Here is a 22,499-nt window from a genome sequence, read left to right as displayed (position 1 = left end):
TCACAGGACCTTGGAGAGGAAGGCGCGCGTGCGCTCCTCCTGCGGGGTGCCCAGCACCTCGGCGGGGGTGCCGGCCTCGACGATGGCGCCGCGGTCCATGTAGATGACCCGGTCGGCCACCTCGCGCGCGAAGCCAAGCTCGTGGGTGACGACCATCATCGTCATGCCGCTCGCGGCCAGCTCGCGCATCACCGCGAGGACCTCGCCCACAAGCTCGGGATCCAGCGCCGAGGTCGGCTCGTCGAACAGCATCAGCTTGGGGCGCATCGCCAGCGCGCGGGCGATGGCGACACGCTGCTGCTGGCCGCCGGACAGCGCGACGGGATAGCTGCCCGCCTTGTCGCCCAGCCCGACCCGTTCGAGAAGCGCCATCGCCTCGTCCCGCACCTCGGCCTTCGGCCGGCGCTGGACCCGCAGCGGCCCCTCGACGACATTCCCGAGCGCGGTCATGTGCGGGAACAGGTTGAAGCGCTGGAACACCATGCCGGTGCCCGAGCGCTGGCGGGCGATCTCCGCCTCGGACAGCCGGTGCAGGCGACCGCCCTCCTCGCGCAGGCCCAGAAGTTCGCCGTCGAGCCAGATGCCGCCGGCGTCGATCGGGTGCAGCTGGTTGACCGAGCGCAGCAGCGTCGTCTTGCCCGAGCCCGAGGCGCCGATCAGGCACATCACCTCGCCCGGCATCACGTCGAGCGAGACGCCGCGCAGCGCCTCGAAGCTGCCGAAGGACTTGTGGACGCCGCGGAAGGCGACCATCGGGGTGTTCATCAGCGCGTCCTCCCGGAGCCGCGGGAAAAGTGCCGCTCGAGCAGCATCTGCACCGGGGTCAGCACCGAAACCACGGCCAGGTACCAGAAGCCGGCGACGATCAGCAGCTCGATCACCCGCGAATTGGCGTAGTAGATGTTCTGGGCGCTGTGCAGCACCTCGGGGAACTGGATCACGCTGGCGAGCGAGGTGGTCTTGATCATCGAGATGAACTCGTTCCCCAGCGGCGGCAGCACGACCTTCATCGCCTGCGGCAGCACCACGCGGCGCAGCGCGGTCAGCCGGCCCATGCCGATCGCGCGCGCGGCGTCGTGCTGGCCCTCGTCGACCGAGATGATGCCGGCGCGGATCACCTCGGACGTGTAGGCGCCCTGGTTCAGGCCCAGCCCCAGCAGCGCCGAGACGAAGGGCGTCATCACCTCGACCGCGGGGGCCGACCAGATGCCGGGAAGGCCGATCGTGGGGAAGATCAGCGCGATGTTGAACCACAACAGCAGCTGCAGGATCAGCGGCGTGCCGCGGAACAGCCAGGTGTAGCCCGCCGCGCAGGCGACCAGCACCGGGTTCTGCGACAGCCGCATCAGCGCGACCACGATCCCCAGCACCGTGCCAAGCGCCATCGCCAGCACCGCCATGACGACGGTGTTGACGATGCCCGACAGGATCGTCGGCGCGGTCAGGAACCGCGCCACATAGCTCCATTCGATCTGGCCCTCGGCGAAGGCCTTCAGGATCAGCCCCAGTGCCGTCAGGACCGCCGCCGCGGCGATCCACCGCCCCCAGAAGGGGCGACGGGCCACGGCAAGGCCGCCGAGATCGGGGAAGCCCGGCGTGACGCCGCCGCGTGCAGTCATTGCGGGGCCGCGTTGATCTTGAGCTCTTCGACCGCGTTGGCCTGCAGGCCGTAGCTGGTCAGGATCTTCAGATAGGTCCCGTCGTCGAGCAGCGCCTGCAGCGTTTCCTGGATCTTCGCGCGCAGCTCGGTATCGGCCTTGCGGAAGGCGATGCCCTGATAGCCGAGGGTGAAGGGCTCGCCGACGGCGCGGAAGGTGTCGGGTTCGTTCTGCATCGCGTAAGGGATGGTCTCGCTGCCCTGCACCGCGGCGTCGATGCGGCCCTGCTTCAGCTGGGTGCGGGCGTCGATGCTGTTCTCGGCCGGGACATATACCACCGCCGGGGCGCCCTTGGCCTCGCAGTTCGCCGCGCTCCATTTCTGGATCTCTTCGGGGAACGAGGTGCTGCGCGTGGTGCCGACCTTCTTGCCGCAGAGCTGCTCGACCGAGGTGATCTCGCTGCCGTCGCCGACGAGGAACTGCGCACCGGTGCGCAGGTAGTCGATGAAGTCCATCGTCTCGCGGCGCGAGGCGCGGTCGGACAGGCCGCTGATGATGAAGTCGGTCCGCCCGGTCTCGAGCGAGGGGATCAGCTGGGCGAAGGCGGTGTCGCTGAACTCGATCTCGAGGCCCAGCTTCGCGGCGATGGCCTTGGCAAGGTCGATGTCGAGGCCGGTGAGCTTGCCGGTGGCCGGGTCGGTGTATTCCATCGGCGCATAGGTGCCGTTCACCGTCAGGTTGAGATGGCCGCGATCCGTGATCTGCGCCGGAAGATCGGCGGCCTGCGCGGCGGCACCGATCAGCACCGTCGCGCCGGCGGCGAGAAGAGCCTTGTTGAGCATGAAAAAACCCTGTCTATCGCTGTTTTTCTTTGTCCCGGCGGATCTTGCGGCGCGATGTTGCGGCGGGCCGCCGCGTGCTGTCCGTTCGGCAGGGGAAAAGCACCATGGCCCAACTTCAGAGTGAAATAAAAAAACATGGCCATCGAATAATGCCATGTTATTCGAATGCGCCGCCCTGCCCTGCCGCCGCCCGGATCGGTGGTGCGACTCGCCCGTGCCCGGCCGCGGGTTTTCAATCGGCCCATTTCTTGCGCGACCTGCCTGCAAACGAGGTGGCGGGCCGTCGACGAGGTGCAGCCGCACCGTGGCCCGCGCCAGGCAGTCCCGCCCTGAACGAGATCGGCATTTTCATTTATTAACAATCGCTTGCCGGATGTGAGCAATGGCCGTTCGACTGCGAGGCGCTTATACTATTATACCTGATTATATAAATATTCGACTGATAATGCTGGTTTATGTGGCGCCTAGCCGCAAAACCGGCGCCGGTTGGCGCTGCGGCTGTCCTCCCCCGGCACCGCCCAACAGGAGAGCCAGATGAAAACCACGAACTTCGCCTCCCTCGCCCTGATCGCCGGTGCCGCGCTGGCCCTTGCCGCGCCCCTGCGCGCCGAGGAGCCCGCGGCAGAGGTCGCGCCGATCAAGGCCGAGGGCTATGTCGCCGGCGTCGACGGCACCTTCGCGCCGCATGCCTTCCCCAAGCTCGACGGCAGCGTGCAGGGCTTCAACATCGACCTCGCCGCCGCGATGTCCGAGAAGCTGGGCGTGCCGATCAAGATCAGCGCGATGCAGTTCTCGGGGCTGGTGCCGGCGATGGCGGCGGGAACGCTCGACTACATGGGCGCGCCGACCACGGTGACGGCAGAGCGCGCGAAGACCATGCTGTTCACCGAGGGCTTCATGGATTCGAACTTCGGCGTCGCCACCAAGGCCGGTGCCGGCCTCACCAGCCTCGACGACCTGAAGGGCAAGACGATCAGCGCCAACAAGGGCTCGGTCTACGAGACCTGGCTGAACGACCACGCCGCCGAGATGGACCTGACCGTGCTGGTCTTCGGCACCCAGGCCGACGCCTTCGAGGCCGTCACCAGCGGCCGCGCCGACGCGAGCCTTGCGGGGATGACCGTCGCCGCCTGGGCCGGGCAGCAGAACCCGGCGCTGGACTATGCCTTCGACGTGCCGACCGGCCTGACCTGGTCGCTCGCGTTCCGGCGCGACGACTACGCCACGCGCAACCTGATGGACAAGGTGCTGGAGTGCCTGAAGTCCGACGGCACCATGGCCGCCCTGTCCGAGAAGTGGTTCAAGATCACGCCCAAGGCCGGCGAGACCATCGTGACCCCGACGAAGGGCTACGGCGTGCCGGAGTTCGAGGGGTATCAGGACGCCGCGCACGAGGTCGGCTGCACCTTCGGCTGAGCCGCCCGCCAACCGATCGATCGCGGGCGCCGGCCGCCCGCGATTCACGTCCCCCGCAGATCCGGACCCCGACATGACCGCATCCCCTCCGCCCATGCTCGAGATCGTCGCGCTGGAAAAGCGTTTCGGCGACAACACGGTGCTGCGCGCCATCGACCTGAAGGTGACCAAGGGCGAGCTGGTGTTCGTCATCGGCCCCTCGGGGTCGGGCAAGTCGACGATGCTGCGCTGCTGCAACCGGCTGGAGGAACCGACCGGCGGCGCGATCCTGGTCGAGGGCCAGCCGATGCTGGGCATTCCCCAGCGCATGCTGGACCAGATGCGGCTGAAGGTCGGGATGGTGTTCCAGGGCTTCAACCTCTACCCGCACATGAGCGTGCAGCGCAACGTGATGCTGGCGCAGATGAAGGCGCTGAAGCGGCCCCGGGCCGAGGCCGCCCGGCGCGCGCTGCAGGAGCTGGAGCGCGTGGGCCTGGCGCACAAGGCCGAGGCGATGCCCGGTTCGCTTTCGGGCGGGCAGCAGCAGCGGGTGGCGATCGCGCGGGCGCTTGCGCTCGACCCCAGGGTGATGCTGTTCGACGAGCCGACCTCGGCGCTCGACCCAGAGCTGGTGGGCTCGGTGCTGCAGGCGATGCGCGAGTTGCGCGAGCGCGGCATGACCATGCTGGTCGTCAGCCACGAGATGGCCTTTGCCCGCGCCGCCGCGGACCGGGTGGTGTTCATGGACGGGGGCGTCATCGTCGAGCAGGGCACACCCGACGAGATCTTCGGCGCGCCGAAGTCCGAGCGGCTGCGCGCCTTCCTGTCGCGCGTGCAGGGCGAGGCCGCCTGATGGGCTTCGGCACGATCTTCTTCAACCCCGACGTGATCGCGCAGTACCTGCCCGCGATCCTCGGCGCGCTGTGGGTGACGGTGTGGCTGTCGGTGGTGATCACCGCGACCGGCCTCGTGCTGGGGGCGGCGCTGGCGGCGCTGCGCACCACGGGGCTGCGGGTGCTGGCCTGGCCGGTGATCCTGTTCGCCGACCTCTTGCGCGCGCTGCCGCCGCTGGTGCTGATCCTGATCCTGTACTTCGGCCTGCCCTCGCTGGGGCTGACTTTGCCGGCGCTTGCGGTGCTGTGGATCGTGCTGTCGCTGGTGCTTGCCGCCTTCGCCGAGGAGATCTTCTGGGCCGGCATCACCGCCCTGCCCCGCGGCCAGTGGGAGGCGGGCGCGGCCACCGGGCTTGGCCGCCCGGCGGTGCTGGCGCACATCATCTTCCCGCAGGCGCTGCGGATGGGCATCCCGTCGCTGGTCAACCGCGCGCTGACGATCTCGAAGACCACCGCGCTCGGGTCGGTCATCGGCGTGAAAGAGGTCGTCTCGGTCGCCGGCTCGGCACAGTCGACCTCGGGGTCGGCCACGCCGCTGACCATGGCCGCGCTCGCCTATCTCGTGATCCTGGTGCCCGCGATGATCGCCTCGCGGCGGATCGAGCGGCGCTTCGCCTACCAGCCCTGAGGCCCGGACATGGACGCTTTCCTCGACGCCTTCTTCAACCTCGACATCATGCGTCAGGCGCTGCCGCTGCTGCTGAAGGGCGCGGCGATGACGCTGAAGCTTTGCGCCGTCGTGATCGGCCTCGGGCTGGCGGGGGGGCTCGCGCTGGCGCTGGCCACCGGCGCGCGCACCCGGGCCTTGCGCTGGCCGGCGCTTGGCTTCATCGACCTCTTCCGCGCGCTGCCGCCGCTGGTGCTGCTGGTCTTCGTCTATTCCGGCCTGCCCTTTGCCGGGCTGCGGCTGTCGCCCTTCGGCGCGGTCGCGGTGGCGTTTCTGCTGAACAACTCGGCCTATTTCGCCGAGATCTTCCGCGCCGGCATCAACTCGATCCCCCGCGGCCAGATGGAGGCTGCGCGCGCCACCGGCCTGTCGCGCGGCCAGGCGATGGCCTCGGTGATCCTGCCGCAGGCGATCCGCAACGTGCTGCCCGACCTGATGTCGAACGTGGTCGAGGTGGTCAAGCTGACCTCGCTCGCGTCGGTCGTGTCGCTGGGAGAGCTGCTCTATTCGGCCAACATGGCCCGGGCGGTGACCTACAATTCCTCGCCCCTGATCCTCGCGGCCGCGATGTACCTCGTGGTGCTGTGGCCGCTGGTCCGTGTCATCTCGCGCTTCCAGCGCGGGCTGGCGATCCACTGACCCCTCATTCCCGGAAGCTGACCCCATGACCAAGCTGAAGATCGCCGCCGCCCAGATCGGCGGCATCCAGAAGGACGAAAGCCGCGAGGCCGTCGTCGCGCGCATGCTCGCGCTGATGGACGAGGCGCATGCGCAGGGCGTCCAGTTCATCGCCTATCCCGAGATGACGCTGACCACCTTCTTCCCGCGCTTCTACGTCGAGGACCGGGCCGAGTTCGACCACTGGTTCGAGACCGAGATGCCAAATGCCGCGACGGCCCCGCTGTTCGCGCGGGCGAAGGCCCATGGCATGGGCTTCACCTTCGGCTATTGCGAGCTGACGCCCGAGGGGCTGCACTACAACACCGCGATCCTCGTCTCGCCCGAGGGCGAGATCCGGCTGACCTACCGCAAGACCCACCTGCCGGGTCATGCCGAATACGAGCCCGAGCGCAGCCACCAGCACCTGGAAAAGCGCTACTTCCTGCCCGGCGACACCGGCTTCAACGTGACGAAGATGCAGGGGGTGAACATGGGCCTTGCGATCTGCAACGACCGTCGCTGGCCCGAGACCTGGCGGGTGCTGGGGCTGCAGTCGGTGCAGCTGGTCGCGATCGGCTACAACACGCCCTCGCAGAACAACCTGTCGAAGGACGAGGGGCCCGCGCGGCGGATCTACCACCACGAGCTGTCGATGTGCGCGGGTGCCTACCAGAACTCGACCTGGGCGATCGCGGTGGCGAAATGCGGCACCGAGGACGGCAACCACATGATCGGCGGTTCGGTGATCGTCGACCCGGACGGCTACGTGGTGGCCCGGGCGACGGGCGAAGGCGACGAGCTGATCGTGGCCGAGGCCGATTTCGACCGCTGCGCCTTCGGCGCCTCGACAGTGTTCGACTTTGCAGCCCACCGCCGGATCGAGCATTACGGGCGCATCACCGCCCAGACCGGCGCCAGCCAGCCCGAGTGAGGCGGCCAGACACACAGCAAGGGAGGTCCCCGATGGACTTCGACATCGTCATCCACGACGGCGAGATCGCCACGACCGAAGGCACGGCGAAGGGCTGCATCGGCATCAAGGACGGCCGCATCGCCGCCGTGGCCGAGACGATCCCCGGCGGTGCGCGCCGCATCGACGCGGGCGGGCGCATCGTCATGCCCGGCGGGATCGAGACCCATGCCCATATCGCGCAGGAAAGCTCCAGCGGCGTGATGACCGCCGACGACTACCTCTCGGGTTCGATCTCGGCGGCCTTCGGCGGCAATTCGTCCTTCATCCCCTTCGCCGCCCAGCAGCGCGGCCAGTCGGTCGACGACGTCATCGCCACCTACGACGCGCGCGGCGCGCGCTCGGTCATCGACTACAGCTATCACCTGATCATCTCGGACCCGACCGAGAAGGTCCTGCACGACGAGCTGCCGCGCGCCTTCGCCCGCGGCATCACCTCGTTCAAGGTCTTCATGACCTACGACCTGATGAACATCGGCGACCGCGGGATGCTCGACATCCTTACGGTCGCGCGCGACCACGGCGCGATCACCATGGTCCATGCCGAGAACAACGACATGGTGAAGTGGATGAACGCGCGGCTCGCGGATCGCGGCCTGACCGCGCCGCGCTATCACGCGATCTCGCGCCCCGAGCTGGCCGAGGAAGAGGCGATCAACCGCGCGGTTCAGCTGGCCAAGCTCGCGGACGCGAGCCTGTTCATCGTTCACGTCTCGACCGCCGGCGGGGCCGAGATCGTGCGGCGCGAACAGTTCAACGGCGCGAAGCTTTATGCCGAGACCTGCCCACAATACCTGTCGCTGACCCGCGACGACCTCGACCGGCCGGGCATGGAGGGTGCGAAATACATCTGTTCGCCCCCCCTGCGCGACGCCGGCACGCAGGAGGCGCTGTGGCACCACATCCGCATGGGCACCTTTGTCGGCGTGAATTCGGACCACGCGCCCTACCGCGCCGATGCGACGGGCAAGTTCCTCAACGGTGCCGAGGCGCCCTATCCGAAGATCTCGAACGGGATGCCGGGGATCCAGCTGCGGCTGCCGTGGCTGTTCTCGGAAGGGGTGCTGAAGGGCCGCATCACGCTCGAGCAATTCGTGGGGCTGGGCTCGACCAATGCCGCCCGGGTGTTCGGCTGCACCACCAAGGGCCGGATCGCGCCCGGCATGGATGCCGACATCGCGATCTGGAACCCCGACACGCGCTATACCGTCACCGTCGCCGACCAGCATGACAACATGGACTACACCCCGCTCGAGGGGGCCGAGCTGACCGGCCGCCCCGAGATCGTGATGACCCGCGGCGCGGTGATCGTCGAGAACGGCGTGCTGAAGGCGACCGAGGGACAGGGCCGGTTCTTCGGCCGCGCCCCGGTCGACGACCGCGCGCGCCCGGGCGCCCCGGTCAAGGAATTCGACCCGGGCCAGAACTTCGGAACGGAGCTGCGCTGATGCCCGCCACGACGCCAGCCGAGATCCTGATCATCAACCCGAACTCCTCGGTCGCGGTGACCCAGGGGATCGCGGCGGCGGTGGCGCCGATGACGCCGCCCGGTGTCACCTTCACCTGCGTCGGCCTGCCCGAGGGGCCGGCGACGATCTCGACCCAGGAGGATGTCGCGCGCGGCGGCATCGGGGTGCTCGAACACCTGCGCGCGCGACCGCGGCCCGACGCGGTGATCACCGCCTGCTTCTCGGACCCCGGCCTCGACCTTTTGCGCGCCGAGCCGGGCGCCCCGCCCGCGATCGGCTGCCAGGAGGCGGGGATCCTGTCGGCGCTGGCGCTGGCGGACCGCTTCGGGATCATCGCGCTGTCGGAACGCTCGATCCCGCGCCACCTGCGCAAGATCGCGCAGATGGGCGTCGGGTCGCGCCTTGCCGACGAGCTGGCGCTGCCCGGCGTCTCGGCCGAGGCCTCGGGCCGCGACGAGGCGGTCTATGCGCTGGTGCGCGAGGCGGCGGCCGAGCTGGGGCGGCGCGGCGCGGGCGCGATCGTGCTGGGCTGCGCGGGCATGGCGCCGATCCGGGCGCGGCTGGCGGCGGACACCGGGCTCGCGGTGGTCGACCCGGTCTGCGCGGCGGCGGCGATGGCGCTTGCGGTCGTGCAGGGCCGCTAGATGAGCGAGGGCGACCGCCTGCCCCAGGCCTCGCTGCGACTGCTCGAGATCTTCGCGGCGATGATGACCCATCGCACCACCGTCGCCGCGGCCGAAAGCCTTGGGATCTCGCAGCCCGCGGTCTCGGCGGGGTTGCGGCAGCTGGAGACCCAGCTGGGGCTGACGCTGTTCGAGCGCACCAGCCGTCACCTCGAACCGACCGCCGAGGCGCGCACGCTTTACGAAGAGATCCGGCCCCTGTTCGGAATCGTGCGGTCGGTCGCGATGCGGGCGCGCGACCTGCGGTCGGGGCGGTCGGGACGGCTGCGGGTGATCGCCACGCCGCCGCCGGGCTATTCGATCGCGCGGGTGGCGCTGCGCGACTTTCTGGCGGGACGGCCCGACGTGACGGTCAGCTATGACGTGCGCCGGCTCGAGAACGTGCTGCACGCGGTGCAGACGGGGCAGGCGGACATCGGCGTGGGGCTGGCGCCGGGGCGGATCCCCAGCGTCACCACCGAGGAGCTGCGCACGGGGCGGATGGTCGTGCTGATGCCCGGCGACCACCGGCTGGCAGAGCGGGCCGCGATCGAGCCCGGCGACCTGACCGGCGAGACCTTCATCGGCATCGACCAGGAAAGCTACCTGGGCCGGCTGGTCGCGGGCGTGTTCGAGGCCGCGCGCGTGACCTATCATCCGCAGCTCGAGGCGCGGTATTGCCAGACGGCGGCAGCGATGGTCGCAAGCGGGATGGGGATCGCCATCGTCGATCCCTGGTCGGCGCATCCCTACCTGGGCCAGGCGCCGGGCGCGGCCGGGCTGCACGGGCGTGCGGGGCTGGTGGTGCGGCCGCTGACGCAGGACTGCACCGTGCGCTGCATGATGTTCACCCGCCGCGGCATCCCGCAGTCGCAGCTGCTGGCAAGCTTCATGGCCGCGCTGCGCACCGCGATGGACAGCGTGACCGAACTGGGGCTGCCACCGGACAGCGCGTGACCGGCGGCGCGGGCGCGGGCGGGCGGGGTCAGACCCCGCGGATCATGCCGCCGTCGCAGCGCACCGAGGTGCCGGTGACATAGCTGGCCGGACCCGAGCACAGGAAGGCCGCGACGGCGGCGAATTCCTCGACGCGGCCATAGCGCCCGGCGGGGATCGTCGCGCGCGAGGCGGTCGCGACCTCGGCCGGCGTCTTGCCGGTGCGGGCGGCGGCGGCGGCGTCAAGCTCGTCGACGCGATCGGTGTGGATGCGGCCGGGCAGCAGCAGGTTGGCGGTGACGCCATCGGCCGCGACCTCGGTCGCGAGCGTCTTCGACCAGCCCTGCAGCGCGGCGCGCAGGCTGTTCGAGATCCCGAGGTTCGGGATCGGCTGCGCGACCCCGGACGAGGCCAGCGTCAGCACCCGGCCCCACCCCTGCGCGCGCATCTGCGGCACCAGCGCATGGGTCAGCGCGACGATCGGGGCGATCATCGACTCGAAGCCCTTGCGCCAGCTCTCGGGCTGGCTCGCGTGCACCGGTCCCGGCGCCGGGCCGCCCGAGTTGTTCACCAGGATGTCGATGCCGCCAAGCTTGTCCGCGACCGCGGCCACCAGCGTTTCGACCGCGCCCTCGGCGCCCAGGTCGCAGGCGGTCCAATCGGCGCGGCCCGGGCCACGGGCGGTCAGGTCGGCGGCAGCGGCGGCAAGGCGGTCGGCGTCGCGGCCGGTCAGCAGCACATGCGCGCCCTCGGCCACGAGGGCGGTGGCGACGCCGAGGCCGAGGCCGCGGGACGAGGCGAGGACCAGCGCGCGGCGGCCGGTGAGTTGCAGATCCATCTGGGTCTCCGTTTCAGGCGTTCGGGCCCGCGCGCTCAGGCGGCGGGCCAGGTCAGTATGTCGGCCTCGTCGGCGTGGAAGGCAATGCGGCTGCCGATCTCGGGGCGGGCGGCGGCGGGGCCGCTGGTCACGACCGAGGTGATCTGCCCGCCCGGGCCGCGCGCGACGATCTTGGTCGCGGCGCCCAGGAAGATCACCGTCTCGACCTCGGCCTGGATCTCGCGCTGGCCGGCGCCGGCGGGGCCGGGGCGCAGCTTCTCGGGACGCACGGCCCAGGGGCCGGCCGGGCCGTCGACGAAGTTGCATTCGCCGAGGAAGCCCGCGACGAAGGGGCTGGCGGGGGCGTTGTAAAGCTCTTCGGGCGTGCCGTTCTGCGCGATGCGGCCCTTGTCCATCACCACGATCCGGTCCGACAGGTGCAGCGCCTCTTCCTGGTCGTGGGTGACGTAAAGGATCGTCACGCCCAGTTCGCGGTGCAGCGCCTTCAGCTGCAGCTGGATCGACTGGCGCAGGTTCTTGTCCAGCGCGCCCAGCGGTTCATCCATCAGGAGGATGTCGGGATTGATCACCAGCGCGCGCGCCAGCGCCACGCGCTGCTGCTGCCCGCCCGAGAGCGCGCCGGGCAGGCGTTCGGCGAAGGGGCCAAGCTCGACCAGTTCCAGCGCCTGGCCGGTGCGGCGGGTGATCTCGTCCTTCGGCAGCCCGCGCATCTCCAGCCCGAAGGACACGTTGCGCCGCACGCTCATGTGCGGGAACAGCGCGTAGTTCTGGAACACCATGCCGATGTTGCGCTTGGCGACCGGCACCCGGGCGATGTCGCGCCCGTCGATGGCGATGGCGCCGTCATCGGTCGTCTCGAAGCCGGCGATGACCTTGAGCATCGTCGTCTTGCCCGAGCCCGAGGCGCCGAGCAGCGTGCAGAATTCGCCCGCCGCGACATCGAGGTCGAGCCCGTGCAGCACAGGTTGCGGGCCATAGCTTTTCCACAGGCCGCGGATCGAGACGGCCTTGCCGATCAGGGCGTCAGGCATTGCGGGTCCTCCGCGTGAAGATGAGGTTGAGCGCGAGCACGAGGATCGTGAACAGGATGATCAGGGCCGAGGCCGCGTTGATCGTCGGGTCGATCTCGTGCGCGACGCCTTCGTACATGGCCCGCGGCAGCGTGCGCGAGCGGACGTTGGTGAGGAAGAGCGCAAGCACGACGTCGTCGAAGCTTTGGATGAAGGCGAAGATCGCGCCCGCCGCGATGCCCGGCGCGATCGCGGGCAGCATGATGCGGCGGAACATCGTGCCCCAGCCGGCGCCAAGGTTCATCGCCGCCAGTTCCAGCGACGGGTCGAAGCCCTTGAGCGCGGCGCGCACGGTGATGAAGACGTAGGGAGCGCACAGCGCGGTCTGCGCCAGGCCCAGCGTGTAGGGGCTGCCCAGCACGCCAAGCGGCGACAGCATGTAGTAAAGCCCGACGCCCAGCAGGATGACCGGCACCACCATCGGCAGCACGAAGATCGTCTCCATCCACGGGCGCAGGCGCGCGGGCAGCCGGCTGGTGCCGATCGCGGCGGCGGTGCCGATCGCGACCGAGAGCGGCACCGCCACCGAGGCCGCCTTGAGCGAGTTCCAGATCGAACGGATCCATTTCGGATCGTCGAAGAAGTTCGCGAACCAGCGCAGCGAGTAGCTGGGCGGCGGGAACTGAAGGTAGGGCGAGTTCGAGGCCGCCATCGGGAACACCAGCACGATCGGCGCCACGAGGAGGGCGAGCACGACAAGCCCGACCGCCGCCGCGATCCAGCCGCCGCCGCTGCGCCGGCCCTGCAGGCCGAAGGGCTGCGCCGCACCGCGCCCGCCGCCGCCGGCGAACAGCCGGTCAAGGCCGAAGGCGCGCTGGAAGGCCGCGAAGATCACCAGCGTCGAGACCAGCAGCACCACCGACAGCGCCGCGGCCAAGCCCCAGTTCAGGTCGACGTTGATGTTTTGCGTGATCAGCATCGAGATCAGCGTCTGCCCGGGGCCGCCCATCAGGGCCGGCGTGATGTAGTAGCCGATCGCGTTCATGAACACGATCGTCGCACCGGCGATCACCCCGGGCGCGGTCAGCGGCAGGATCACCCGGCGCGCGACCGACAGCGCCGAGGCGCCGAGGCTTTGCGCCGCCAGAACCAGCGAGGCGTCGATGGCGCGGAACGCGGCATAGAGCGGCAGCACCACGAAGGGCATCAGCACGTGGGTCATGCCGATCAGCACGCCCGACAGGTTGTAGACGAAGGCGATCGGGTCGTCGGTCAGGCCCGAGGACTGCAGGACCGAGTTCAGGATGCCGTTGCGCTGCAGGATGACGATCCAGGCCGCGGTGCGCACCAGCGCCGAGGTCCAGAACGGCAGCAGCACCATCACGAACAGGATCTTGCGGGTCCGCTCGCCCACCGTCGCCAGCAGGTAGGCGACCGGATAGCTGAAGGCGACGCACAGCACCGTCACCATCGCCGCGATCAGGAAGGTGTTGCCCAGCACCCGGCGATAGAGCGGCACCTCGAGCAGCCGGCGGTAATGCTCGAGGGTGAAGCCGTCCTCGCCGAAGCTCAGGCCCATCAGCAGAAGCACCGGCCAGATGAACAGCACCGCCAGCAGCACCACCAGCGGCGCGCTGAGGCCCCAGGGCAGAAGGCCCGTGCGCGCGGGTCGCGCGGGCGGAGGCGTGCGAAGGGGGCGGGTCGCGGTCATCGGCGGCTCCGGTCGGTCAGGCGATGAACAGCTGGCGCGGGAAGCTCGTCAGCCGCTCGATCCCGGTTTCGGTGATGGTGATCGTCTCGGACATGCCGAAACCCCGGGCCAGCACGTAGGTGTGGAAGGTCATGCCGGGCTGGAACGACCAGGTCGCCTGCGGCTCGGCCTCCATGGGCTCGCCGCCGTTCGGCGCCAGCAGCAGGCCCACCGAGTAGAAGGTCTTGTTGGTGTAGGTCTCGCGCAGGCCGGCCGACAGCACGCCCTCGCGGTAGATCGCGTCGGGAACCGTGGCCTTCACGCCCGGCGCGACGGAGGCGATCGCCTCGTCCTGGATGCGGATCAGGGTCTCGACGACGCGGTGGTCCTCGTCGCTGGCCTCGGCCACCCGGATCGGGCGCATGAAGCGGGCATGGTAGTGGCGCACGTTCGGCGTGGTCTCGATCTGGACGATGTCGCCATGTTCCAGCACCCGGTCCGAATAGCCGCCGTGCAGGTGGAAGGCGCGCTCGCCCGAGGACATGACGCCGGGGCCGGGCAGGTCAGAACCTGCGCGGATCATCGCGGCGCAGATCTCGGCGGCCATCTCGCGCTCGGTCACGCCGACGCCGGCGCTGTCGATCGCGGCCTGCATGCCGGCCTCGGCCGCCTTGGCGGCGCGGCGCTGATAGGCGATCTCGGCGGGAGACTTGATCAGGCGCATGGTCGAGACAAGCTGGCTCTCGTCGGTCCAGACCGCGCCCGGCAGGCCGGCCCTGATCCCCTCGTAGCGGGCGACCGACAGCGGCCAGGCGGCCATCTCGACGGCGATCTTCGGGCTGGCGCCCAGGCGCGAGCGGATCGTCTCGACGGCGACGGCGATCTTGTCGTCGCTGTCGGTCCACATCGCGCGGTCGGTGTAGATGCAGGTGCTGTCGAGATAGTATTCCTCGACGTCACGGCAGAACAGCGTGGGCTTGCCGTTCGCCGGGATGATCGCGAACTGGAAGCTGGAATAGGCACGGGTGAAGAAGCCGGTCAGCCAGGTGACCGTCTCGGGCAGGAAGGCCAGCAGCGCGTCCTGGCCCTTGTCCTGCAGCGCCTTCTGCACGCGGGCAAGGCGTGCCTCGAACTCGGGTTTCTCGAACCAGTATGCGGTCTGGACCATCTTGGCCTCGTCGGTATGGAAGGGGTGATCTGGGGAGAAAAGCGCCGCGGTCCTCGGGGAGAGGTCGGGACCGCGGCGTCGAGGACCAGGCGGCGGGACAGGGGAGCGCCCGCCGCCTGAAAGGCCCTCAGTTCTGCATCATCGCGGTGTACTTCTCGGCCACTTCGGTGGCGTGCTGGGCCCAGAACGCGATGTCCGAGAACACGGCGTGCGACAGGCGCTCGTCGGTCGAGGGCAGGCGCGCGGTGCGCTCGGCGTCGATCATCGGCAGCGACTTCGGCGTGGTGGGGCCGTAGGCGACGTATTTCGAGAATTCGGCCTGATGCTCGGGCTTGGTGATCCAGTTCAGGAACTTGATCCCGGCCTCGCGGTTCGGCGCGCCCTTCACGAGCATGAAGTAGCCGACCTGGGCGATGCTCTCATCCCAGCTCATCTCGATCGGCAGGCCCTCGTCGATGCCGGCCTGGAAGCGGCCGTTCCAGCCAAGCGCCATCACGACCTCGCCCGAGCCGATCGCCTGCACCGGCTGCGCGCCCGAGGACCACCAGACCGAAACCTCGGGCTTCAGCTCCGCCACCTTGTCGAGCGCGCGCTTGAGGCCCTCTTCGGTCGACAGCGTCTTGTAGATGTCGCCCGGCGCGACGCCGTCGGCCAGCAGCGCGGCCTCGAGCACGGTCGAGGGCTTGTCGGGCAGCGTGCGCTTGCCCGGGAATTTCTTGGTGTCCCAGAAGTCGGCGAAGGTCTTCGGGCCGCCGTCGGGGAAGGCTTCCTTGGAATAGCCGATCACGGTCGAGAAGATCTCGGACGGGACGCCATAGTCCGACCGCGCTTCGGGCAGCACGTCCGACTGGTCGACCATGTCGTCGGTGATCTTCTCGAACAGGCCGAAGTTCACGCCCTGCATCAGGGTCGAGCCGCCGCCGGTGACCACGTCCCATTCGACGTTGCCGGTGTCGACCATGCCGCGGATGCGCGCGACCTGCGGTTCGGTATCCTCGATCACCTCGACGCCGGTCTCGGCGGTGAAGGGGGTGATCCAGGCTTTCTTGATCGCTTCCTGGTAGGCGCCGCCCCAGCTGGCGAACACCATGTCCTCGGCCGAGGCCGCAAGCGGAGCGGCGATCATCGCGGTCGCCGCGACAAGGGCCGTGAAGGTCTTTTTCATCGTGACAGATCCCTGTTGGGAGGTGGAAGGGGGGAGAGGGTGGGCTTGGTTTCTCCTCCGACGGATGCGGAGGCTGGTCTCAGCCGTGCTTCACCAGCTCGACGAAGTTCGAGATCATGGTCTTCGACTCGGCGGCCTCGTGCGCGGTGGCCTTCAGCACCTCGACGTCCGCACCGTCGAGCGTCATGCGCGCGCGGTTCTCCTCGAACCACAGCGGCGCCTGCTCGGCGGTGACTTCGGGGTGGCCCTGGATGCCCCAGACCGGCTGATCGCGGAAGCGCCAGACGTGGTTCGGGCAGATGTCGGAATAGGCGAGGATCACCATGTCGGGATGCGCGGCGCGCACCTCGTCGTTGTGCCACACGAACATGTTGACGCTGTCGCCAAGGTCCTTGGCGATCGGGTCGGTCTGCACCGCCTCGGTCGTCGGCAGGTCCTTGTAGCCGATCTCGCAGAAGTCGCGGCGGAACACCTGGTTGCGGCCGCACAGCGCCGAGGCGAGGATCTGGCTGCCGAAGCAGATCCCCAGCATCGGGATGCCCTTGTCCGCGGCCTCGCGGATCAGGTCATGCTCGCGGTTGATGAAGGGAATGTCCTCGTAGGCGCCATGCGGGCTGCCCGACAGGAAGATGCCGTCATAGCCGTCCAGCGTCTCGGGGAACTCGCCCGCGAAGGCGTGGTAGCGGTCGAGCGTCAGGCCCCAGCCCTCGAAGCGCTCGTCGAGACGGGCGAGCGACTGGAACTTGGTGCCGTTGCCGATGTAGAGCAGGCGTTTGTGGGTCATCGGAGGGCTCCTCAGGCGGTTTCGAGAGGCTGGGCGATCGCGGCCAGCCGCCGCTCCTGGCGGGCGAGCAGGCGGTCGATGTCGGCCATGTCGGCAGCCGAGAGGCCGGGGCCCGGCTTGCGCAGCGTGGCGTGGGCGATGACGCCGCGCCGGGCCAGCACCTGCTTGCGGATCGCGAGGCCCAGGCCGGGCTGGCTTTCGTAACGCACGAACGGAAGGTAGGCGTCGAACAGGTCCTGCGCCGCCTCGATCCGGCCCTCGGTCATCAGCCGGGCGACGCCGACCATCATCTCGGGGAACGAGAAGCCGGTCATCGCGCCATCGGCGCCGCGCGCCATCTCCTCGGGCAGGAACAGCCCGCCGTTGCCGGTCAGGATCGAGATCCGCCGCCGGCCCGCGGCTTCGGCGGCACGCAGCGCGGCGATCTTGGCCAGGCCGGGCCAGTCCTCGTGCTTGAGCATCGCGATCGAGGGCATCGCCTCGATGACCCGGCCCAGCACCCCGTTCGAGATCTGCACCCCGGTCGCCAGCGGGAAGTCCTGCAGCACCACCGGCACGTCGGCCCCCAGCGCCTCGGTCGCCTGGGCGAAGTAGCCGAAGACCTGGTCGTCGGTGCGCGTGACCGACGGCGGCGTGATCATCACGCCCGCCGCGCCCATGTCCATCGCGCGCAGCCCGAGTTCGCGCACCGCGGCGAGGCCGGGGGCCGAAACGCCGACCACGACCGGCAGGCGGCCTGCGCGCGCCATCACGCGTTCGGTCACCGTCACGGATTCGGCCTGGGTCAGCTTCTGCGCCTCGCCCATCATGCCCAGGATCGTCAGGCCGGTCGCGCCCGCGGCCGCGTAAAAGTCGACCATCCGGTCCAGGCTCGCGAGGTCCAGCGCACCGTCGGGCAGGAAGGGCGTCGGGGCGATCACGTAGACGCCGGTGGCTTTGTTCAGGGTCTCGAAACTCACGGAAGGTCCTCGCCGGTCAGGCTGCGCACGATCGCGGCGCGCGCGTTGTCGATATGGTCGCTCATCAGGGTGGCGGCGGTGGCGCTGTCGCGGGCCGCGACCGCGTCCAGGATCGCCAGGTGCTCGATCTTGCCGGCGGCGAAGCGCTCGGGGATCCGCTCCATGCCGAACATGCGGGTGCGCAGCCGGCAGTCGTGGATCATCCGCTCCATCATCCGGTTGCCCGAGGCGCGGGCCAGGCCCATGTGCAGCTCCTCGTCGATGTCCCAGTGCTGGCTCGCTTCGGTGTGCAGGGCGTCGGTCAGGCCCAGCACCCGGTCGCGCAGCGCGGCGACCTCGTCGGGCTTCATCCGCAGGGCCGCGATGCGCGCGGCCTCGGCCTCGAGCACGCGGCGCACGCCCAGCACGTCGAGAAGGTCCTTCAGCGCGACACCCGTCACCATCAGCGTCCGGCCGACGCGGCGCACGAAGTTGCGCCCCTCGAGCCGGCCGATCGCCTCGCGCACCGGGGTGCGCGACAGGCCGAGCTGGTCGGCGAGCGTGCGCTCGCTGACGATCTCGCCCTGGGCAAGCTGGCCGCTGCGGATCATCTCCATGATCGCGTCCACGGCGCCTTGGGTGAGGGTCTGTTCCGGCTCGGTCATCGTCTCGATTCCATTCTGTGTGCCACTGGTATGCCACCCGTATGCCAGTGCAAGCCGGCAGGTGGCGGGTCAGGTCGCGCGGGGCTGCGCAATGGCGCTTTTGTCGAATGTCGCGGCGCTATGCATCATAAATGGGCAGCAAGAGGACGAAACGCGCGACCGGGCGCGCCGTTTGCCAGCAAATCGGGCAGGCCTCCGCAGCAGGCCGCCGGGCTCCGGTCGACCCGCGAGCGGGGCGCGATCCGGCTTGGCGGCACGCGCGCCATGCCCCATCATGTCGGGATGCCCCTACCCCGCGACGCGCGGGGCCCCGTGCCGGCGGCCCGACGGCCGGACATCTCGAAGGACCGCCCGCCGATGGACACTGCCCCGGAGCGCCTGCGCATCGCCGTCGTCGGCGCGGGGATCATCGGCGCCTGCGCCGCGCATGAACTGGTGCGGCGCGGCCACGAGGTGACGCTGGTCGAGGCGGCGGTCCCCGGCGGCGAACAGGCGGCAAGCTTCGGCAATGGTGCCTTCATCTCGCCCGCCTCGATCATCCCGATGGCGATGCCGGGGCTCTGGCGCCAGGTGCCGGGCTACCTGTCGGACCCGACCGGGCCGCTGACGATCGCGCCGGCCTCGCTGCCCCGGCTTCTGCCCTGGCTGTGCCGCTTCCTGTGGGCGAACGCGACGATGCCAAGGGCACGGCGCACGGTGGCGGCGCTGCACGCGCTGCTGCAGGACGGGCCCGCGCGGCATGCGGCGCTTGCGGCCGAGATCGGCGCGCCCGGTCTCATCCGGCGCGACGGGCTGCTTTATGCCTATCCCGACCGGGCCGCCTTCGCGGCCGAGGCGCGGTCCTGGTCCCTGCGCCGCGACCATGGGCTTGTCTGGCGCGAGCTGGAGGGCGAGGCGCTGCGGACGGCCGAGCCGGCGCTGTCGCCGCGCTATGGCTTCGGCATCCTGCTCGAGAGCGGGGCGCATTGTACCGACCCCGGCGCCTATGTCGCCGCGATCGTCGCGCGGGCCTGCGCGGCGGGCGCGGTGCTGCGCCGGGCCCGCGCCACCGGCTTCGACATGTCCGGGGGGCGGCTCGGGGCGCTGCTCACCGATGCCGGGCCCCTGCCCTGCGACCGGGCGGTGATCGCGACCGGCATCGGCGGCGCCGCGCTGGCCCGCCGGGCCGGCGACCGCGTGCCGCTCGAGGCCGAGCGCGGCTATCACTTGGCGATCCCGGGCGCGGGTGTCACCCTGCGCCGGCCGGTGATGCCCAGCGACGGGCGGATGGCCAACACGATGACCGCGGGCTGCCTGCGCGCCGCGGGACAGGTCGAGCTGTCGCGCGCCGACGCCGCGCCGAACTGGGCGCGCGCCGAGGTGCTGCTGGGCCACCTGCGCGACACCTATCCCGGGCTGGAGATCCCGGCCGAGGGGCTGCAGCGGTGGCAGGGCAACCGCCCGTCGACGCCCGACGGGCTGCCGGTGATCGGCCCCGCGCGCGCAGCCGGGGTGTTCCATGCTTTTGGTCACGGCCATGTCGGGCTGAATGCCGGGCCGGCCACGGCGGCGCTGCTGGCCGACCTGATCGGGGGCCGCCCGCCCGCGATCGACCCGGACCCCTACGCGGTAGGCCGGTTTCGCTGGCGCGGCCGTTGACCGCGGCCCGGCCGCGGGCCTATGCAGGGGATGAACCCCGAGGGAGCCGCCGGTGCCACAGCCGCGTCCGCGCGATACCGCAAGCCTGCGCAGCCGGCCCGAGCTGTTCGGGATCGAGACGCTGCAGGCGCGCTATCTCAGCCAGAGCTTCAAGCCCCATGCCCATGACGACTACCTCTTCGGCGTGATCGAGGGCGGGGTCCATGCGGTCTGGTGCCGGGGCGAGATGCACCGCGTGCCCGGCGGCTCGGTCGTCACCATGCGCCCGGGCGACGTGCACCACGGCGGCGCCGGTGACGAGGGCGGCTGGCGCCAGCGCATGCTCTACATCCCCGAGGCCGGGCTGCGCGAGCTGGTCGCCGACATCACCGGGCGGGCGCCGCGCGGCACGCTTGATTTCGGCGCCGCCTTCCACGCGCAGCCGGCGCTGGGGCACCGCTTCGCCGCGCTGCACGCCCGTCTGCACGACGCGCCCGAGGCGCTGGTGCGCGACGAGGCGCTGGTCGCGCTGATGCGGCTGCTGCTGGCCGGGCTGGCGCCGGATCCCGACGGGCCCCGGCCTGATGGCCGCGGATCGGGCGCGGACGGGCGGATCGCCGATGCCGTGGACTACCTGGGGGCGCGGCTGGACGAGGACGTCTCGCTGGCCGAGCTGTGCGGCGTGACCGGCCTCGGGCGGCGCCAGACGATCGAGGCGTTCCGCCGCGTGACCGGCCTGCCACCGCATGCCTGGCACCTGCAGGCGCGCATCGCGCATGTGAAGCGGCTGCTGCGCGCGGGCGTCGCGCCCGCCGCCGCCGCCGCCGAGGCGGGCTTTGCCGACCAGAGCCACATGGGGCGCCACTTCCGCGCCATCGTCGGCGCCACCCCCGCCGCCTGCGCCCGCGGCTGATCCCCGTCGCGCCCCCGCGGGCCACCGCGCTTTCGTTCTATAGCCTGCCCCGCCCCCTGCCCTAATCCCGGCCCGATACCGGCTGCGGGGATGGCAAGATGATGACGGGTGGACTGACGATGCGGCGCGCCGCGCTGGCGGCGGAACTGGCGGTGCTGGGGGTGGCGCTGGTCTGGGGGGCGAGCTACCCGGTGGCCAAGGGCGCGCTGGCCCACATGCCGGTGCTGGCGCTGGTGTTCTGGCGCTTCGCGCTGACCGCGGCGGTGATGGGCTGGATCGCGCGGCGCGAGCTGGCGGCGGCGGCGCGCGCCGACCTGCGGGCCGGGGCGGCGCTCGGCGCGATCCTCGGCGCGATCCTGCTGGCCGAGACGGCGGGCGTCGGCCTGACCAGCGCCGGCAACGCGGCGCTGGTGATCTCGCTGTGCACGATCTTCACGCCGGTCCTCGATTTCGGGCTGCGCGGCCGGCTGCCGCCGCGCGGCGTCCTTGCGGGCGGGCTTGCCGCCGTCGCGGGCGTGGCGGTGCTGTCGGGCGCCGCCGGGGCGCTGGGTCCGGGCGACCTGCTGGTGCTGCTTGCCGCGGGGCTGCGCGCGGTGATGGTCGTCGCCACGGCGCGCGTGATGGCGGGGCGCGCGCTGGGGCCCGCGGCGCTGACGGCGGTGCAGGCGGCGACGGTCGCGGCGATCGCGCTGGGGCTGATCCTCGGCCATGCCGGCCCGGCCGGCCTGTCGCCCGGCACCGCGCCCGGCGGCTGGGCCGCGATCGCCTTCCTGTCGCTGTTCTGTACGATCGCGGCCTTCTACGTCCAGAACGCCGCCCTGCGCCGCAGCAACCCGACGCGGGTGGCGTTCCTGATGGGGACCGAGCCGCTGTTCGGCCTTGCCCTCGCCGCCGCGATCATGGCCGAGCCGGTGACGGCGGCGACGCTTGCGGGCGCGGCGCTGATCGTCGGGGGCACCTTCCTCGGCCTCGCCGCCGAGCGCGGGCGGCGCTGAGCGCGGGTTGGGGGGCCGCCTGCGCGCCGGCATCGCGGGGTGACGCCGGGGGGTGGGCGGAAATCCGCCCCCCACGGTTTACATTCCGGGTCTGAATCGCCAGCTTTGGGGCGAGCGACCGAGCAACCCGCGCGCCGCGCGGCCTCGGCAAAGTCACGAACCTCCCCGAAAGGACATCCGACATGACCCAGGCAAAGCCGGGCGACACGCTGCATCTGCACTACAAGGGCACGCTGGACGACGGTTCGGTCTTCGACAGTTCGGAAGGCCGCGAGCCGCTGAGCTTCCAGCTGGGCGCGGGCCAGATCATCCCCGGTCTCGAGGCCGGGCTGCAGGGCATCGCCGTCGGCGAGCGGCGCACCGTGCGCGTCGAGGCCGCCGAGGCCTATGGCGAGCATCACCCCGAGCGGATGCAGGCCGTGGACCGTGCGGGCGTGCCCGATCACATCCCGACCGACCCCGGGACCCGGCTGCAGGTGCGCACCCAGGACGGCCAGGCGCTGGACGTGGTCGTGGCCAGCGTCAGCGACACCGAGGTGGTGCTGGACGCGAACCATCCGCTGGCAGGCAAGGCGCTGACCTTCGACGTCGAGCTGGTCGAGATCGCCTGACCCGGCGCGGGGG

23 protein-coding genes are annotated in these 22,499 nt (G+C 70.6%); 12 read left to right on the top strand and 11 right to left on the bottom strand.

The window, feature by feature from the left end:
* Genes V8J39_RS16960 through V8J39_RS16950 form a run of 3 tightly spaced genes read right to left on the bottom strand, consistent with a single transcriptional unit; the run spans position 1 to position 2,440 of the window.
* Positions 1-765 (bottom strand): amino acid ABC transporter ATP-binding protein, encoded by a 765-nt coding sequence (locus V8J39_RS16960; protein WP_336462132.1) that lies wholly within the window; start codon positions 763-765, stop codon positions 1-3.
* A complete protein-coding gene (locus V8J39_RS16955; protein ID WP_336462131.1) occupies positions 765-1,619 on the bottom strand; it encodes an amino acid ABC transporter permease in 855 nt (284 codons plus the stop codon). Before V8J39_RS16955 ends, V8J39_RS16960 begins: the two co-directional genes overlap by 1 nt.
* Positions 1,616-2,440: an ABC transporter substrate-binding protein gene (locus tag V8J39_RS16950; RefSeq protein WP_336462130.1), complete on the bottom strand. Its 825-nt coding sequence runs from the start codon at positions 2,438-2,440 to the stop codon at positions 1,616-1,618. Before V8J39_RS16950 ends, V8J39_RS16955 begins: the two co-directional genes overlap by 4 nt.
* 534 nt (positions 2,441-2,974) lie before the next feature.
* Between V8J39_RS16950 and V8J39_RS16945 the strand changes: the two genes are divergently transcribed.
* The 8 genes from V8J39_RS16945 (at position 2,975) to V8J39_RS16910 (ending at position 10,113) form a co-directional block, all read left to right on the top strand.
* A complete protein-coding gene (locus V8J39_RS16945; RefSeq protein ID WP_336462129.1) occupies positions 2,975-3,856 on the top strand; it encodes a transporter substrate-binding domain-containing protein in 882 nt (293 codons plus the stop codon).
* 94 nt (positions 3,857-3,950) lie between these two features.
* Entirely contained in the window at positions 3,951-4,688 is a 738-nt protein-coding gene (locus V8J39_RS16940) for an amino acid ABC transporter ATP-binding protein (protein ID WP_336462163.1), read from the top strand.
* Positions 4,688-5,356, top strand: coding sequence for an amino acid ABC transporter permease (locus tag V8J39_RS16935; RefSeq protein WP_336462128.1), 669 nt, complete (start codon positions 4,688-4,690; stop codon positions 5,354-5,356). The genes V8J39_RS16940 and V8J39_RS16935 overlap by 1 nt, the downstream gene beginning before the upstream one ends.
* A 9-nt stretch (positions 5,357-5,365) precedes the next feature.
* Positions 5,366-6,034, top strand: a complete 669-nt coding sequence (locus tag V8J39_RS16930) for an amino acid ABC transporter permease (protein WP_336462127.1) — start codon at positions 5,366-5,368, stop codon at positions 6,032-6,034.
* Between the two features lie 25 nt (positions 6,035-6,059).
* Entirely contained in the window at positions 6,060-6,986 is a 927-nt protein-coding gene (locus V8J39_RS16925) for an N-carbamoyl-D-amino-acid hydrolase (RefSeq protein WP_336462126.1), read from the top strand.
* Positions 6,987-7,018: 32 nt separating this feature from the next.
* Entirely contained in the window at positions 7,019-8,473 is a 1,455-nt protein-coding gene (hydA, locus tag V8J39_RS16920) for a dihydropyrimidinase (protein ID WP_336462125.1), read from the top strand.
* Positions 8,473-9,138, top strand: a complete 666-nt coding sequence (locus V8J39_RS16915) for an aspartate/glutamate racemase family protein (protein ID WP_336462123.1) — start codon at positions 8,473-8,475, stop codon at positions 9,136-9,138. The genes hydA and V8J39_RS16915 overlap by 1 nt, the downstream gene beginning before the upstream one ends.
* The gene (locus V8J39_RS16910) at positions 9,139-10,113 is read left to right on the top strand and encodes a LysR family transcriptional regulator (protein WP_336462122.1); all 975 of its coding nucleotides are present in this window, start codon (positions 9,139-9,141) and stop codon (positions 10,111-10,113) included.
* A 28-nt stretch (positions 10,114-10,141) separates the two neighbouring features.
* Here the strand turns inward: V8J39_RS16910 and V8J39_RS16905 are convergent, their stop codons facing one another.
* The 8 genes from V8J39_RS16905 to V8J39_RS16870 form a co-directional block, all read right to left on the bottom strand.
* Positions 10,142-10,930, bottom strand: coding sequence for an SDR family oxidoreductase (locus V8J39_RS16905; protein ID WP_336462121.1), 789 nt, complete (start codon positions 10,928-10,930; stop codon positions 10,142-10,144).
* Between the two features lie 35 nt (positions 10,931-10,965).
* Positions 10,966-11,961: an ABC transporter ATP-binding protein gene (locus V8J39_RS16900; protein WP_336462120.1), complete on the bottom strand. Its 996-nt coding sequence runs from the start codon at positions 11,959-11,961 to the stop codon at positions 10,966-10,968.
* Positions 11,954-13,651, bottom strand: a complete 1,698-nt coding sequence (locus tag V8J39_RS16895; protein ID WP_336462119.1) for an ABC transporter permease subunit — start codon at positions 13,649-13,651, stop codon at positions 11,954-11,956. Before V8J39_RS16895 ends, V8J39_RS16900 begins: the two co-directional genes overlap by 8 nt.
* Positions 13,652-13,667: 16 nt before the next feature.
* The gene (locus V8J39_RS16890) at positions 13,668-14,798 is read right to left on the bottom strand and encodes a M24 family metallopeptidase (RefSeq protein WP_336462118.1); all 1,131 of its coding nucleotides are present in this window, start codon (positions 14,796-14,798) and stop codon (positions 13,668-13,670) included.
* A gap of 127 nt (positions 14,799-14,925) precedes the next feature.
* Positions 14,926-15,963 (bottom strand): ABC transporter substrate-binding protein, encoded by a 1,038-nt coding sequence (locus tag V8J39_RS16885; RefSeq protein WP_336462117.1) that lies wholly within the window; start codon positions 15,961-15,963, stop codon positions 14,926-14,928.
* Between the two features lie 79 nt (positions 15,964-16,042).
* Positions 16,043-16,747: a type 1 glutamine amidotransferase gene (locus V8J39_RS16880; protein ID WP_336462116.1), complete on the bottom strand. Its 705-nt coding sequence runs from the start codon at positions 16,745-16,747 to the stop codon at positions 16,043-16,045.
* Positions 16,748-16,758: 11 nt separating this feature from the next.
* The gene (locus V8J39_RS16875; RefSeq protein ID WP_336462115.1) at positions 16,759-17,706 is read right to left on the bottom strand and encodes a dihydrodipicolinate synthase family protein; all 948 of its coding nucleotides are present in this window, start codon (positions 17,704-17,706) and stop codon (positions 16,759-16,761) included.
* Positions 17,703-18,350, bottom strand: a complete 648-nt coding sequence (locus V8J39_RS16870) for a GntR family transcriptional regulator (protein WP_336462114.1) — start codon at positions 18,348-18,350, stop codon at positions 17,703-17,705. The genes V8J39_RS16875 and V8J39_RS16870 overlap by 4 nt, the downstream gene beginning before the upstream one ends.
* 357 nt (positions 18,351-18,707) lie before the next feature.
* Between V8J39_RS16870 and V8J39_RS16865 the strand changes: the two genes are divergently transcribed.
* The 4 genes from V8J39_RS16865 (at position 18,708) to V8J39_RS16850 (ending at position 22,486) form a co-directional block, all read left to right on the top strand.
* Positions 18,708-19,988 carry an NAD(P)/FAD-dependent oxidoreductase gene (locus tag V8J39_RS16865; protein ID WP_336462113.1) on the top strand — a complete coding sequence of 427 codons (1,281 nt, stop codon included), beginning with the start codon at positions 18,708-18,710 and terminating at the stop codon, positions 19,986-19,988.
* A gap of 52 nt (positions 19,989-20,040) precedes the next feature.
* Positions 20,041-20,880: an AraC family transcriptional regulator gene (locus V8J39_RS16860; protein WP_336462112.1), complete on the top strand. Its 840-nt coding sequence runs from the start codon at positions 20,041-20,043 to the stop codon at positions 20,878-20,880.
* Positions 20,881-20,978: 98 nt separating this feature from the next.
* Complete coding sequence (locus V8J39_RS16855; RefSeq protein WP_336462111.1) at positions 20,979-21,875, top strand: DMT family transporter; 897 nt, start codon at positions 20,979-20,981, stop codon at positions 21,873-21,875.
* A 182-nt stretch (positions 21,876-22,057) separates the two neighbouring features.
* A complete protein-coding gene (locus tag V8J39_RS16850) occupies positions 22,058-22,486 on the top strand; it encodes an FKBP-type peptidyl-prolyl cis-trans isomerase (RefSeq protein ID WP_336462110.1) in 429 nt (142 codons plus the stop codon).
* Positions 22,487-22,499 lie beyond the last annotated feature (13 nt).

Origin of the sequence: Frigidibacter sp. MR17.24 (assembly GCF_037095655.1) — a bacterium.
Taxonomy (GTDB): domain Bacteria; phylum Pseudomonadota; class Alphaproteobacteria; order Rhodobacterales; family Rhodobacteraceae; genus Frigidibacter.
The sequence above is the reverse complement of the archived record's forward strand: the minus strand, read 5'-3'. Positions and strand labels throughout refer to the sequence as shown.

Bases quoted from the DNA above. Each gene is read 5' to 3' on its own strand.
- V8J39_RS16890 (WP_336462118.1), bottom strand. From the start codon at position 14,798: ATGGTCCAGACCGCATACTGGTTCGAGAAACCCGAGTTCGAGGCACGC.
- V8J39_RS16850 (WP_336462110.1), top strand. From the start codon at position 22,058: ATGACCCAGGCAAAGCCGGGCGACACGCTGCATCTGCACTACAAGGGC.
- V8J39_RS16915 (WP_336462123.1), top strand. From the start codon at position 8,473: ATGCCCGCCACGACGCCAGCCGAGATCCTGATCATCAACCCGAACTCC.
- hydA (WP_336462125.1), top strand. From the start codon at position 7,019: ATGGACTTCGACATCGTCATCCACGACGGCGAGATCGCCACGACCGAA.
- V8J39_RS16905 (WP_336462121.1), bottom strand. From the start codon at position 10,930: ATGGATCTGCAACTCACCGGCCGCCGCGCGCTGGTCCTCGCCTCGTCC.
- V8J39_RS16945 (WP_336462129.1), top strand. From the start codon at position 2,975: ATGAAAACCACGAACTTCGCCTCCCTCGCCCTGATCGCCGGTGCCGCG.
- V8J39_RS16955 (WP_336462131.1), bottom strand. From the start codon at position 1,619: ATGACTGCACGCGGCGGCGTCACGCCGGGCTTCCCCGATCTCGGCGGC.
- V8J39_RS16880 (WP_336462116.1), bottom strand. From the start codon at position 16,747: ATGACCCACAAACGCCTGCTCTACATCGGCAACGGCACCAAGTTCCAG.
- V8J39_RS16910 (WP_336462122.1), top strand. From the start codon at position 9,139: ATGAGCGAGGGCGACCGCCTGCCCCAGGCCTCGCTGCGACTGCTCGAG.
- V8J39_RS16900 (WP_336462120.1), bottom strand. From the start codon at position 11,961: ATGCCTGACGCCCTGATCGGCAAGGCCGTCTCGATCCGCGGCCTGTGG.
- V8J39_RS16925 (WP_336462126.1), top strand. From the start codon at position 6,060: ATGACCAAGCTGAAGATCGCCGCCGCCCAGATCGGCGGCATCCAGAAG.
- V8J39_RS16930 (WP_336462127.1), top strand. From the start codon at position 5,366: ATGGACGCTTTCCTCGACGCCTTCTTCAACCTCGACATCATGCGTCAG.
- V8J39_RS16885 (WP_336462117.1), bottom strand. From the start codon at position 15,963: ATGAAAAAGACCTTCACGGCCCTTGTCGCGGCGACCGCGATGATCGCC.
- V8J39_RS16855 (WP_336462111.1), top strand. From the start codon at position 20,979: ATGATGACGGGTGGACTGACGATGCGGCGCGCCGCGCTGGCGGCGGAA.
- V8J39_RS16940 (WP_336462163.1), top strand. From the start codon at position 3,951: ATGCTCGAGATCGTCGCGCTGGAAAAGCGTTTCGGCGACAACACGGTG.
- V8J39_RS16870 (WP_336462114.1), bottom strand. From the start codon at position 18,350: ATGACCGAGCCGGAACAGACCCTCACCCAAGGCGCCGTGGACGCGATC.
- V8J39_RS16895 (WP_336462119.1), bottom strand. From the start codon at position 13,651: ATGACCGCGACCCGCCCCCTTCGCACGCCTCCGCCCGCGCGACCCGCG.
- V8J39_RS16960 (WP_336462132.1), bottom strand. From the start codon at position 765: ATGAACACCCCGATGGTCGCCTTCCGCGGCGTCCACAAGTCCTTCGGC.
- V8J39_RS16950 (WP_336462130.1), bottom strand. From the start codon at position 2,440: ATGCTCAACAAGGCTCTTCTCGCCGCCGGCGCGACGGTGCTGATCGGT.
- V8J39_RS16865 (WP_336462113.1), top strand. From the start codon at position 18,708: ATGGACACTGCCCCGGAGCGCCTGCGCATCGCCGTCGTCGGCGCGGGG.
- V8J39_RS16935 (WP_336462128.1), top strand. From the start codon at position 4,688: ATGGGCTTCGGCACGATCTTCTTCAACCCCGACGTGATCGCGCAGTAC.